This is a genomic window from Fictibacillus arsenicus (assembly GCF_001999465.1).
In the GTDB taxonomy this organism is placed as follows: Bacteria; Bacillota; Bacilli; order Bacillales; family Fictibacillaceae; genus Fictibacillus; species Fictibacillus arsenicus.
Window position 1 is genome coordinate 1,187,861 of the sequence record NZ_MQMF01000002.1, and the last position, 12,067, is coordinate 1,199,927.

Annotated in this window: 16 protein-coding genes; 6 read left to right on the top strand and 10 right to left on the bottom strand. The window is 38.6% G+C overall.

Features of this window, described 5'->3' with window-relative positions; genetic code table 11:
- Positions 1 to 167: 167 nt before the first annotated feature.
- The 5 genes from UN64_RS13240 to UN64_RS13260 all read right to left on the bottom strand — a co-directional run bounded on the left by UN64_RS13240 (position 168) and on the right by UN64_RS13260 (position 4,987).
- Entirely contained in the window at positions 168 to 914 is a 747-nt protein-coding gene (locus tag UN64_RS13240; protein ID WP_077363428.1) for an EcsC family protein, read from the bottom strand.
- Between the two features lie 57 nt (positions 915 to 971).
- On the bottom strand, positions 972 to 2,339 hold the full coding sequence (locus UN64_RS13245) for an FAD-binding oxidoreductase (RefSeq protein WP_077363430.1): 1,368 nt from the start codon (positions 2,337 to 2,339) through the stop codon (positions 972 to 974).
- A gap of 90 nt (positions 2,340 to 2,429) precedes the next feature.
- Positions 2,430 to 3,647: an ABC transporter permease gene (locus UN64_RS13250; RefSeq protein ID WP_077363432.1), complete on the bottom strand. Its 1,218-nt coding sequence runs from the start codon at positions 3,645 to 3,647 to the stop codon at positions 2,430 to 2,432.
- Positions 3,644 to 4,387 carry an ABC transporter ATP-binding protein gene (locus tag UN64_RS13255; protein WP_077363434.1) on the bottom strand — a complete coding sequence of 248 codons (744 nt, stop codon included), beginning with the start codon at positions 4,385 to 4,387 and terminating at the stop codon, positions 3,644 to 3,646. The genes UN64_RS13250 and UN64_RS13255 overlap by 4 nt, the downstream gene beginning before the upstream one ends.
- A gap of 69 nt (positions 4,388 to 4,456) precedes the next feature.
- Complete coding sequence (locus tag UN64_RS13260) at positions 4,457 to 4,987, bottom strand: PCYCGC motif-containing (lipo)protein (RefSeq protein ID WP_245802017.1); 531 nt, start codon at positions 4,985 to 4,987, stop codon at positions 4,457 to 4,459.
- 690 nt (positions 4,988 to 5,677) lie between these two features.
- On the opposite strand from UN64_RS13260, the gene UN64_RS13265 reads away from it, so the two are divergent.
- From UN64_RS13265 to UN64_RS13275, 3 genes are all read left to right on the top strand, one after another.
- Complete coding sequence (locus UN64_RS13265; RefSeq protein ID WP_245802018.1) at positions 5,678 to 6,106, top strand: HIT family protein; 429 nt, start codon at positions 5,678 to 5,680, stop codon at positions 6,104 to 6,106.
- 82 nt (positions 6,107 to 6,188) lie between these two features.
- Complete coding sequence (serC, locus tag UN64_RS13270) at positions 6,189 to 7,268, top strand: 3-phosphoserine/phosphohydroxythreonine transaminase (RefSeq protein WP_077363440.1); 1,080 nt, start codon at positions 6,189 to 6,191, stop codon at positions 7,266 to 7,268.
- A gap of 119 nt (positions 7,269 to 7,387) precedes the next feature.
- Complete coding sequence (locus UN64_RS13275) at positions 7,388 to 7,900, top strand: tryptophan transporter (protein ID WP_077363442.1); 513 nt, start codon at positions 7,388 to 7,390, stop codon at positions 7,898 to 7,900.
- A gap of 25 nt (positions 7,901 to 7,925) precedes the next feature.
- Here the strand turns inward: UN64_RS13275 and UN64_RS13280 are convergent, their stop codons facing one another.
- On the bottom strand, positions 7,926 to 8,354 hold the full coding sequence (locus UN64_RS13280) for a YkvA family protein (RefSeq protein WP_171978900.1): 429 nt from the start codon (positions 8,352 to 8,354) through the stop codon (positions 7,926 to 7,928).
- A 366-nt stretch (positions 8,355 to 8,720) separates the two neighbouring features.
- On the opposite strand from UN64_RS13280, the gene UN64_RS13285 reads away from it, so the two are divergent.
- Both UN64_RS13285 and UN64_RS13290 read left to right on the top strand, forming a co-directional pair.
- Positions 8,721 to 9,002 carry a YtxH domain-containing protein gene (locus UN64_RS13285; RefSeq protein WP_171978901.1) on the top strand — a complete coding sequence of 94 codons (282 nt, stop codon included), beginning with the start codon at positions 8,721 to 8,723 and terminating at the stop codon, positions 9,000 to 9,002.
- 210 nt (positions 9,003 to 9,212) lie between these two features.
- The gene (locus tag UN64_RS13290) at positions 9,213 to 9,794 is read left to right on the top strand and encodes an HTH-type transcriptional regulator Hpr (protein WP_077363448.1); all 582 of its coding nucleotides are present in this window, start codon (positions 9,213 to 9,215) and stop codon (positions 9,792 to 9,794) included.
- Here UN64_RS13290 and UN64_RS13295 read toward each other — a convergent pair.
- Positions 9,785 to 10,126 (bottom strand): DUF1878 family protein, encoded by a 342-nt coding sequence (locus tag UN64_RS13295; RefSeq protein WP_077363450.1) that lies wholly within the window; start codon positions 10,124 to 10,126, stop codon positions 9,785 to 9,787. The genes UN64_RS13290 and UN64_RS13295 overlap by 10 nt on opposite strands.
- Positions 10,127 to 10,572: 446 nt before the next feature.
- Positions 10,573 to 11,151, bottom strand: a complete 579-nt coding sequence (locus tag UN64_RS13300; protein ID WP_077363452.1) for a YpmS family protein — start codon at positions 11,149 to 11,151, stop codon at positions 10,573 to 10,575.
- 90 nt (positions 11,152 to 11,241) lie between these two features.
- Between UN64_RS13300 and UN64_RS13305 the strand changes: the two genes are divergently transcribed.
- Positions 11,242 to 11,421 carry a hypothetical protein gene (locus UN64_RS13305; RefSeq protein WP_077363454.1) on the top strand — a complete coding sequence of 60 codons (180 nt, stop codon included), beginning with the start codon at positions 11,242 to 11,244 and terminating at the stop codon, positions 11,419 to 11,421.
- 213 nt (positions 11,422 to 11,634) lie between these two features.
- Here UN64_RS13305 and UN64_RS13310 read toward each other — a convergent pair whose 3' ends face one another.
- Both UN64_RS13310 and UN64_RS13315 read right to left on the bottom strand, forming a co-directional pair.
- The gene (locus UN64_RS13310; protein ID WP_077363456.1) at positions 11,635 to 11,727 is read right to left on the bottom strand and encodes a YjcZ family sporulation protein; all 93 of its coding nucleotides are present in this window, start codon (positions 11,725 to 11,727) and stop codon (positions 11,635 to 11,637) included.
- 98 nt (positions 11,728 to 11,825) lie between these two features.
- On the bottom strand, positions 11,826 to 11,957 hold the full coding sequence (locus UN64_RS13315) for a YjcZ family sporulation protein (RefSeq protein WP_425590109.1): 132 nt from the start codon (positions 11,955 to 11,957) through the stop codon (positions 11,826 to 11,828).
- Positions 11,958 to 12,067 lie beyond the last annotated feature (110 nt).

Sequence of the window (12,067 nt, forward strand, 5' to 3'; positions counted from 1 at the left end):
TGCCGAGTTTCACCCCGTGAATTACTGCTTTCACCCGGTGATACCTAAGTTTCACCCCTACCATCTAATATGGAGGAATTTTGAATATCAAAATCTTCATTATTTCTTCCGTTTCCAGCCTATTCAAACAGAAATAAAAAAAGCTGCTTAGAAAAGCAACCTTTTTCTTATAAATCTCTACTCTGTTCCATCATAATACGCCATCGGAAACAGTTTTGAGCAACTTCCCCTAGATCCTCCAAGAAATGATAATTGGCATATGCTCCAACAATCGCGCCTAGACCAGGCACCATCTGAAGCATCTTAATCAAATCGATATGATCTCGATAGTCCTGCTGCAGTTCTTGCCAATTTATATTTTCAATTGCTCCTGGGTGCTCAGGAAATTCATGAATCGTTTCTTTCCAAAAGACTACTTTTTCAAAAGCTTCCTTCCTTTTATGAGGATCAGAAAAAGCAAGACGGAACACATGAAGTATAAAAATCCGCTCTCTGTAGTCTTTTACATCCAATCCATAAATGCTGGCGGCTTCAAAAAGGAACTTCATTTTTATTCCCAGCAGCAATGGAAAGTCTGCAAGCCCGAGCAATATTCCGCCTGCCCCTGTACCGGCACCTTCTACAGCCGCTGTTTTTTTATAAAAAGCGAGACGTTCTTTCAGCTTTTCATCTCTTTCAAGAAGCTCTGCTTCGAGCTGAGTCGTTCGTTTTGTCGTATATTCCGAACCTACTAAAGTAGCTTTTATCATATGCTTCATACTTGCTGTAATCACGTCATGCACCTTTTGAGGGATTTTCTCATTAATTTTTGTCTGAATAGATTTCGTTGCTTTGTTCCAAAGCGAAGGACGCTTCGTCATCTCAACTTCCCAATCTTTAAGTTCTTCAAAGACCTTTTGTTCATATGTGTTCATCTTACTCCTCCTCTCCTAGACATTACGTTATATTCGGTTTGCAAGTTTCAAAATGATTCAAAGTTTATTTGCAGTTGGAATACCTAACGGAAAATTAAATAGATTTTCAGGATCATATTTTGTTTTCACTTCGATCAGCCTTGGCAGATTTTCAAAATAGCATTGTTCAAGCCAGTCCTTAATGCAATTGTCATGGAAATTCACATAAGCTCCATCCGCATACGGCAATAAGGAATTCCTTAATCTTTCTACCCACTTTGTATTAACATTTGCTTCTCGCTCATTTTCCCATTTCGTAATATACAGCAAGCTGAACAATGCTTTTCGATGTACATAGGCAGTACCAGTGGGACTTACTTCACCTGCTCTTCCAGCAAGTGCCTGCAGCTGCACTTTGTTTTCAGAACTTGGAGATTTAGATAAGAAATCTTTTAAAATTTTTATCCCTTTTGGCGGCAGTAGCATTTTTGCAAAAGCACCTGTATTTTTAAAAGGATGTGCATCGGGGTCGCCATGGTTGACCGAATATTCTTCCATACCTGGCATCCTACCGCCAAACATTTTAACAGCATCAATGTAAGAGACGTTTTTAATCTCTATTTTTTTTGGAGGATAGGCATCTATTAAAGGCTGTACAATACGCCATAGTTCCAAAGCAGTTCCTGTAAACTCACCTAATGCTCTGATCTCTCCCTTTTCTTTCGTTAAAAGATCAATAATCGCAGTCAGCCTTATGTCCGTAAATGGTGCCCAATTCTGCCACGCCATAACAACAGGTTCAAACCCCTTCCTGTCCCATGTGATGTTTAACGTAGCTACTCTATCTACAGGAATCACATGAAATAAAAAAGATGTAACGACACCAAAGTTGCCGCCTCCGCCACCTCGAGACGCCCAGAATAAATCAGCATTCTTTTCTCTGTTTGCCGTAATAATATTTCCTTTTGCATCCACCATCTCTAATCCTATCAATTGGTCGATCAGCATTCCGTATGGACGGGTCAGCATTCCCCATCCTCCACCGAGAGTCAGTCCTGACAATCCTACGGAAGGACATGTCCCTCCTGGAATTGTATACCCCTCTTCATATAATCTTTCATAAAGCGGAAGCAGCAGAGACCCCGCACCTAGTCTAGCCGTTTTTGTCTTATGATTGACCTTAATTTTATTCATCTCACTAATATCAATAACGAGGCCCCCGTCTAGTGACGAATAAGCTTCATAGCTATGTCTGCCTGTTCGAATCCTGAACTTTACCTTTCTTTCTCTAGCCCAGCAAATAGCATTGGCTACGTCTTTAGCCGTTGTGCAAAAATTGATTACACTTGGAAAAAGATCATAGCGTGTATTAAATTCTTCTCTGGCAAGATCATATTCGGGATTACCTGGTGTTACAATTCTGCCCGTCAGCCTGCATTTTCTCATCAATCAGGTCTCCTTCCATAAAACTGCTTTAAGGTAACATATGAAAGAAGCCCACTTATGGTTAAACAAAAATCTTCCCAACCTCTAAGGCTAGGAAGATAGTGTAATATGTTTTTTTGTCAAAGACGGGAGGCGTAACAGGCTGTACACCAATGCTGCAGCAGGCATCAACAGTGCAATCAGCCAATCACCTGTAAGAACTCCGTAAAACACTCCATATAAAAGTCCCTGAAACAGTAAAAGCCCCCGAAGCCACTTCATAAATGCCGTAACCTTCACATTTGACTCGATCGGATATATGTTAAAAATCACATTCCATTTATATTGCGTGTAGAGTGTAAACAATTGGAGTGTCAGCATTTGAAAGAACAAAACAGCTACAGCCAGCTGCCACCATCCGGGTGGTACCAGATAGAGAAAGAGAAAACCGATTAAAATCAGCCTTATGTATAAGCCAAAGTAATCACCTGACCGCGTAAAGGTTTTCATAAAAAGTGCCGGCATCATATTCTTTTTCTTAAAAGAGAACGTACCAAGCATGTTCAGCAATGGTCTTTTATGAACGGTTTGTTTCAGTGCAGGAACATCTGTAAAGTAGTTTACTAAACGATATCCCTTCAACTTAAGCGTCTGTTCTTCCGCTAAAAGCATTTCCCATTGATATCCGTGCATCTTCTTAAATACTTCGAACACGAAGTTCTTTAAAACATACATAATAGCAAACATGGCGATCAAGAAGACATAAGCTTCATTAAACAGAAGATATACATATACAAAGTTCACGATAAATCTCATGATCTTATAGTTCAGCTGATAGCTTTTATATGGCAGCCTTCTCTCTTCCCACGCCACATATAAATTAAATACTTTCGCCGCAATTAAAAAGAAAGCAAAAGTGACATACATTTTCCATCCATCTGTTATGAATACCTGAACAATCGGCCACGTCAGTGTAAATACAAAAAGAGTTACGAACGAACCGCTCGCGATCGCAGAAGATAAACTCTGTGAAAAATAGTGTTTCATCCCAGATTCAACAGGCAGTAAAAATACAAGGTCTCCCTCTTTTAATAAAGTCCTGATCGCACTTTTCGTCAGCAAGAACGAAAACAGCACCGTCAAAATAAGAACTGCAGGAAAATCCTGAGGCAGTGCTTTAAGTAGCTTTGCATAATAAATACTTCCCACAATGATGAGTAAAATTAATGAAACAATGAGTCCGCTGTTTGCCATTAAACTAAAATATTTTAACGTTTGAGTTAAATGTGCGTTGCGGCGTTTGCGCCATAATTTTTTTACATCGATCATGTTACTTTACCTCGAGCTACATAAAGATAGATCTCATCAAGGGTAGCATCGGTCAAACCGCTTCTTTCCCTCAATTCCTCTAAAGTTCCGCTTAACACTAACCTGCCTTCATGCAGGATCAGAAAACGGTCACAGTACCTCTCAGCAGTAGAAAGGATATGAGTAGACATTAAAACTCCTGCACCGCTATTTTTAAACGTAACCATATATTCAAGGAAAGATTGAATACCTAGAGGATCCAGCCCTACGAATGGCTCGTCTACAATATACAGCTTTGGCTCCACTAACAGGGCGCAAAGGATCATTACCTTTTGTTTCATCCCTTTAGAGAATTGGTTTGGAAACCATTTAATCTTATTATCCATACGAAATTCTTCAAGCAAAGGCCGTACCCTCGCTAAAAAAGTTTGTTCTTCAAGACCATAAGCCATAGCCGTTAACTCAAGGTGCTCCCATAATGTAAGCTCATCATAAAGGATCGGAATCTCTGGTATATAAGTAAACTGGCTACGGTAAATTTCCGGTTCATCCCGGAAGGTCTGCTCTAAAATCTTGGAGCTGCCAGACATTGGTTCCATCAATCCGAGAATATGTTTAATCGTCGTACTTTTTCCAGCCCCGTTTAATCCGATCAGTCCGACAATTTCACTTTCCTTTACAGAAAAATTCAGATTGTGGATGACAGGCTGATTTGGCATATAACCGCCCGTTAAGTCACTGACTTCTAGGATAGGTTTCATTTATTACCCTCCCTCTTCTTTTGGTTATCTTCACTTACCTATTATTTACCATATTTTTTGTTTTACCCTTTAAGAAGCAGGCATTGGAGTTGGTGTAGGCTCTGCAAAACCTTCTTTATATTTCTCATCGATCATTTTTCGGATCTCAAGTGTGCTCTTGCCTTCTGCAGATTCACTCATACTAATCGCTGCAATTTCAAGACAAGTGCCGCATTTTGTTCCATGATCATCCCATACGATTTTTCCATCTTCTTTATTATCAGCTACAAAGCAATCATAATTGTTTTTATGCCCAGCTGAATCTCCGCACCCGCAATAACAAGGCATTGATTCCAGCACTTCTTTAAACTTTGGGGCAGCTGCATAAATCGCTGAAATATTTTCAGGCTGTTTATCTAAAAATGCAGGCATAATGTCAGTGGAAGCTGTTAATTGTTGAATATCACCACTAGGAAGATGCTTCTCATGTGCACTTTCCTTATGTTCTTGCTGTGATTGTCCTTGATGATTCTTATGCTCTTCTTCTTTCTCATTCCCGCAACCGGAGATGAGAACACCTGCAGCAAGAGTCATCGTCATTACTAGTTGTCTTCTTTTCACGGAGGACCCTCCTCTTGTCATTCTTACCTAATAATAGCTCAATTCAAGCCCTTTTTTCCAATTTTATATGTATAATAAGTGAGACTGTATGGACAGAATATTATTGAAGAAGGTATCCCCCCTTCTTCAGGGAGAAAGATACAACGGTTCAGATTTTTATGTTTTATGCTTTTTATTTTAAGGAGATGGTTCTCTTGGACTATTCAGTGCTTGAGTAATTGCAAATTCTTAAACTAGAGGTGCATGGCTAAAAAATCTTTTGCTTTGTTTTCATGTTCTCCTTTCTTCTCTAACCTCTAAAAGAAGGAGAGTTCTATTTTTTAATAGGACTCTTCTTCTTTATTTTGACATGTTATCGTAATACACTGTTGCTGCAGGAAGTGCTGATTTCTGCTCCAGGATGCTCGCTTTCCGCGGGGCGTGCGGTGAGCCTCCTGCCGCTCTGCGCCATTAGGAGTCTCACCTGTCACACTCGTCCCGCAGGACAAGGAAAGCTTCGGCAGCGTTACATCGCACGAAGAAAATGTGATTTTTCATTTTCGAGGAGTCTCGCACCTTGCACTCCAATCAGCTTGTCAATGATGAGAATTCAGAAAAATCCACTCCAAAGAAAAATTCTTTTCGAAAATAGCATTATTTTTCTCGTCGTTAATGTGTGTTATGATAAGTAAAAAAAATGAGGTGAACCGCTTGTCCCACGATTCAAACTGCATTTTTTGTAAAATTGTTGAGGGTGTTATTCCTTCCCACAAAGTGTATGAAGATGATAATGTTCTTGCCTTTTTAGATATCAGCCAGGTTACAAAAGGGCATACGCTGATCATTCCAAAAGAACATTCAAAAGATGTTTTTGAGCTGTCTGAAGAAACAGCAGCCAAGCTTTTTTCTGCTGTGCCAAAAATCGCTTCAAGCATTAAACAAACGTTTAACCCCATTGGATTAAATCTTTTAAACAACAACGGAGAAGCTGCAGGCCAGTCGGTCTTCCACTACCACATGCATTTTATTCCGCGCTATGGTTCTGGCGACGGTTTTGGTGCAGTCTGGAAAACGCAAGATCTCCCTGCCGATGAAATGGCTGAGATCGCCCAAACCATTAAAGAGAACGTCAAGAATTAACACTACATAGTAAAACTGCCTATCTTTGTTCAGGCAGTTTTTTCATATTCAAGAGCATCACAACATCAGAGGAGGAGAAGAAATGGAACGTATCTATTTTCAAGCAGGACCGACTACTCTGCCTAAAGAGGTTATGAGTCGTGCTAAGTCAGAGTGGGATGACTTTAAGGAAACAGGTTTAAATATTATGGAACATAGCCACAGAGGGGCATCTTATGAAGAAATTCATGAACAAGCTAAGACCCTTATGCGGAAATTATTAGACATTCCTGAAACACATGATGTTTTGTTTTTGCAAGGTGGAGCTAGCCTCCAGTTTGCCATGCTTCCTATGAATTTACTCAGCTCTGGCAAAACAGCTAAATACGTATTAACTGGATCATGGTCAGAAAAAGCGTATAAAGAAGCTCTTAAAATTGGCCCAAGTGAAGCAGTCATCTCAGGTAAAGAAACTAAATACCGCACGCTGCCAGAAATGAATTATGAACCAAGCGCTCAAGACGCTTATCTGCACATTACCTCTAATAACACGATCTACGGTACTCAATGGCCAGACTTAAATGCATTTTCTCATCCTGCTCTTGTTGCCGACATGTCGAGTGACATAATGAGCAAGCCTTTCAACGTTTCAAACTATGCTCTCATATATGCTGGCGCACAAAAAAACCTGGGTCCAGCGGGTGTTACAGCTGTTATTATCCGCAAAGATCTATTAAAGGAAAATGAATCGCTCCCTTCTATCCTGTCTTATCAGGTACATGCAAAAAGCAGTTCTCTCTATAACACACCGCCAACCTACTCGATTTACCTCCTTAATCTTGTTCTGCAATGGATCGATGAACAAGGCGGTGTAAAAGAAATGGAATCTAGAAACAAAAAGAAAGCCGAGATCATCTATCATGCGATTGACAGCAGCAATGGCTTTTATAATGGTTATGCCACCCCAGAGTCACGCTCTCATATGAACGTTACCTTCACATTAAGGGATGCCGAACTAGAGAAGAGCTTTATAAAAGAAAGCGAAGAGAACGGTATCTTTGGTTTGAAAGGTCATCGTTCTGTCGGCGGGTTCAGAGCATCAATCTATAACGCTGTACCAGAAAAATCATGTGAAAAACTTGCCGATTTCATGCTTCATTTTCAGAAAAAATATGGTAAATAAGCTTAATACCTTTTATATTTGATATATCTTTGGTAAAGTAGAGATACTTTCGCAATAGGCCATGAGGGCACTATTGGAAAGAAATTAAGGCTAACAGAATAGCTGAGGAGAGATGAGAAATGAAAACAAAATCATTAGCGTTAACATCAGTACTTATTGCATTGGGGTATGTTTTTCACACAGTTGTACCGCCATTATTCTTCGGGATGAAACCGGACTTGCTTCTGGTAATGATGTTTTTAGCCATCATGCTCGCACCGACTAAACAGAATGTGTTGATCGCGAGTATGGCAGCAGGCGTTATTTCAGCTCTGACAACGGGAATGGCTGGAGGACAGATCGCTAACATCGTGGAAAAACCAATAACGGCCTTTATCTTTTTAGGAATGTTCTTATTGGCACGTAAAGTGAAAGTAAATACTTACAGTGCTGTTTTATTAACTGTTATCGGAACGATTGTCAGCGGAACCTTATTTTTGCTCGTGGCCATGATGGTCGCTGGTCTGCCAGGATCCTTATTCAGCTTCATTGGAATGATTGTACTTCCTACCAGCATTATAAGCGGACTGATCATGTTCTTTATTTATCCCGTTGCAAACCGATTCTCAAAACGATCAAGCTTAACTGCATAAAATAAAAATAAAAAGCCAGTTCCTTTTAAGGAGCTGGCTTTACGTATGTTTCTTCTTCTATTTCTTCTGTCTCTTCCCAAGTTTGAAACGCTGAAATTTCACCTGATAATGTTTTAAACAAAAACGCCAAAACTGTTGCATCATCCAATAAACCTGCGCCGATTAAGAAATCAGGAACAGCATCAATCGGGCTTACAAAATAGAGAAGACCAGCAACGATAAGAACCATTGATTTTGTAGAGACGTTTCGGTAATCACCTTTTTTATAGGATCTTACTAACCGTACAAGGGCTTTTACCTGTGCTCCTAAATCCTTTAAACCTTGCTTATCTGATTGAGCAGTTTTGTCTTCGGCTTTTGTAACAAGCTCACCTGTTTGTGTCGAACTTTCTAAAACAGCGTTCGCCTTTTCTTTCATCTTATTAAAATAATTGCCGATTGTATTTTGCTTCAAACCCATTCCCCTCCTGGCCGTTTTTTATATGTATACCCTCTTTTTATATTCTTCGTCAAATATTATTACGATTTCCCTTTTTTAATTTTTGTTTTTCTAATCGTCAAAGTATGTCAGCAATCTACTAAATCAGACAAACAGCGAGTTAATAAGCGAGTACAAAAAACAACAATAAAAGAAGCTATAGACGTCGTCATTCCAAGGTTTTAAATCATATTGATATAACTCGATTCCACAACGTGTATCATGTCCAAACATGACGAAATCTATCGGGAAATATTTTTATATTCGTCATTATTTTTCATAGGATTATAAGAGAAATTCACGAATTTATTAGATAATAAAAGAATGAGGAGGAATTTTAAGATGTCTAAATCAAAATCCATGGTAGTAGGTTTCGCATTAGGAACGGTAGTAACAGCAGCAGCTACTTTACTTTCAACTCCTAAGGCAGGCAAAGAGGTAAGAAAAGATCTCAGAGAAAATATGGATAAAATGAAATCTACATTCTCCAGCATTAAGCGCGACGGTATTCAGCTTAGAGCAAAGATTAAATTTGCTAATAAGGAAAAAGAGGAAGCTATGCAAGAAACAGCTGCTTCTACAATTGAAAAAAATGAAGAAGCAATCCAACAGGAAACAAAATAAACAACAAAAAAATTCTCCAGCAGTGGGGAATTTTTTTCTTTATGTACAAACATACATAATCTCTGACTTTGTCACTATATCAGCTAAAAGTTATACTTCTAATTTACTAAAAAATAAGCAGAAATTGAAAAATTTTACTTTCTTATTATAGGAAATACTGGCATAATGAGGAATAGGATGTGTTTTATAAGATGGAGGGGCATTTTAAAAATGAACAAAGATCAATTATATAGTTTTCAAGAAGCCATGATCTATAGTCACAAACTTTCACAAATTAGTAAAGCTTTATGGAAAAGTGTAGAAAAAGACTGGCAAAACTGGATTAAAGATTATGGATTAAACATTAACGAACATCATATCCTTTGGATTGCTCATCATCTAGAAGGTGCTTCAATTTCGGATATCGCGAAATTCGGTGTTATGCATGTATCAACAGCCTTTAACTTTTCAAAGAAACTTGAAGAACAGGGCTACCTAACATTTTCTAAAAAAGAAGACGACAAACGAAATACATACATCTGTTTAACAGATAAAGGCGAAGAACTTCTATTACAAACGTTAAATACATATGACCCAGCCAAATTCGGTGTATTCAGCGCATCTATGCCTATTAAAGAACTCTTTGGAAGATTCCCAGAGTTCCCAGAGCTGATGTCAATCATCCGCAATTTATATGGGGAAGACTTCATGTCTATCTTCAACAAGCTGGAAGAAAAGATCGAAGCAACGATCGAAGAACAAGTAGCTTCACCTGTTATCGCAGCCGAAGAAATTGCTTCTTCTCATTCATAACGAACAGAAAGTTCATATAGCTTTTCCATCAATGAAGTATATTTTTCCTGATGAAGTAATGCCAGAATTGTTTCTCTAGGATTAAGCTTTGGTGTCAGCATGCCTGCAAAGTGAATTAACAGTGGTGTGTAATGAACGAAACCTGCTTCTTTTTGCATAAAAAATATTTTTTCAAGCTCATCGCAAAGCTGAATGATATCATTCACTTCTGTTTCGGTGAGCTTTTTTTCCATGACTAGCCTGAAGAATGGATACGAAGTAAGATCGACACTTTCAATCGTCAGCTGATTATAAAATTCAAGTCGTTCTAACCTCTCTTCAACCGTCTCCATACATACCCTGCTTTCTAGTCATACTATGTCTATATTATAATCCAACTTTCCCCATTTGGATATGGTTTTAATTTTCTAAAAGCATGATGTTTTTGTGAAAGACAACCACACGCACCCCGAGGAAAATCAGCACCATGGAACAGAGATTAAACAAAAACAAGAATGTTAACGTAAGATTTTTTACTGATAGAGTGTTGCTAAAAGTCCTTTGCTATATTCTTCATCGACTAGTTGATAGGAGTGTAAGGTGCGAGACTCCTGCAGGACTGGCGGGCAGGTGAGACACTTATAAGTGGAACGTACGAATGTGGCTCACCGCCTGCCCTGCGGAAAGCGAGCACCTGGAACGGAGATCAACTACTTTCAAGTTCAATAATGCTCTACAAAAACAGCCCTTTTAAAAAACACCCTAGCACGCAAAAATCTGCGAACCAGAGTGTTTCTCGTTATTCTTTCGTATAAACGCCAAACTTAATGGAATTCTTCTTTAAATCAAACTCTTCTGTTTTTACAGCATATCCTGGTTTTGTTGGCATTTCAGTTATCCTCATCAAGATGCTTTCATCTGCAGGATAAACTTCTACCCAATCTGGAAACTTTACCGTATTTTTCAGCAGTTTAAATACCTCGTCCCCAGGCAGAGGAAGACGACCAACTTGAATATCTTTCTCGTTTAATAACAGATCACCATTTTCCATAACTTCAGGCTCAAAGGTAATCTGATAAGGAAGTTCCTGATTAAAAGCCATAAACGATCCATTCAGTACAGCTTCATCCCGTAAGTTAACATAAACATTTACATTAGGAGCTTTTTTCTTCAGCTCTTTGTTCAGCAAATCTTCTACCTGTTCCTTCTCGGTATGTATGCTTAATAATTTTTGATTTGTCCGAATATCTGAATCTAGTGAACTTCTATCCAAATGTCCGCCTTTCGGATCTGTAAAAAGTAAAATGATGACTGTCGCTGGAATTGCTATGATTAACAGTAATAATACAAAGAATGCAGCTTTCCATTTATTACGCATCTTCTCTCCCCTTGTTGAAAGTATTTTTCCTATTCATATTCCACATATTTTGGTAAAGTTAAACAAGTAGTTCATGTTGGAGGTTTTAAAATGGCTGGCTATTTATTCGTTTTTTTAGCACCTGTATTTTTATATGTATTCAATTCACTCACATACAAGCTCTGTGATAAAAAGAACTTGTCCTCAAAACAGGAAGATTCAGTTTACCGCACCATAAATGTTTCTATTACCATTCTTCTCATTTCTTCTTATATTTCAAACGTCTTTTAGAGAAAACTTTGCCGGCTGCACGTTTTCAGTTCATCCGATAATGCAAATAATAAAAGGGGGAACCAGAATGCTTTCCCCCTTGTGTAACCTTAAAATACATATGCGCTGCACCTATTGATCAAGAGTAGTAAAAACAACACTAACAAATCTGCTTAAATAGTTCAATCCATACAGTCCATTTCAAAAGAAAAGGCTGCAAGACTAGCGTTTATATTAGCAGAAACAAGCAGCACCTACAATAATCAATAAGATAAACAACACTACAATCAACGCAAAGCCTCTTCCATGTCCGTGTCCTGAGCCCATGTTGCCACCTCCTTCATCAATCAGTACACTATCCTATGCATCACGAGTAAGATACGCATAGGCATCTGCCCTCATATCGCTGAATTTTCATACTTTCATCATTTACAGTGAGATGCTCCAATAATGATGAGAAGGATAAACAGAACAAGAATTAATGCGAATCCTCCCCCACACCCGTAACCATAACCATAGCTCATCATCATACCTCCCCTTTCTTTTCTCCGTATCATATGGTGATGCGCCCTGTTTTGATTAGACAAATGTCCCGGGTTTTAAAAATTTTTTTATGAAAATGGATTACTATACGCTAAAACATGCAAAATATAATGTGTAAATTTTC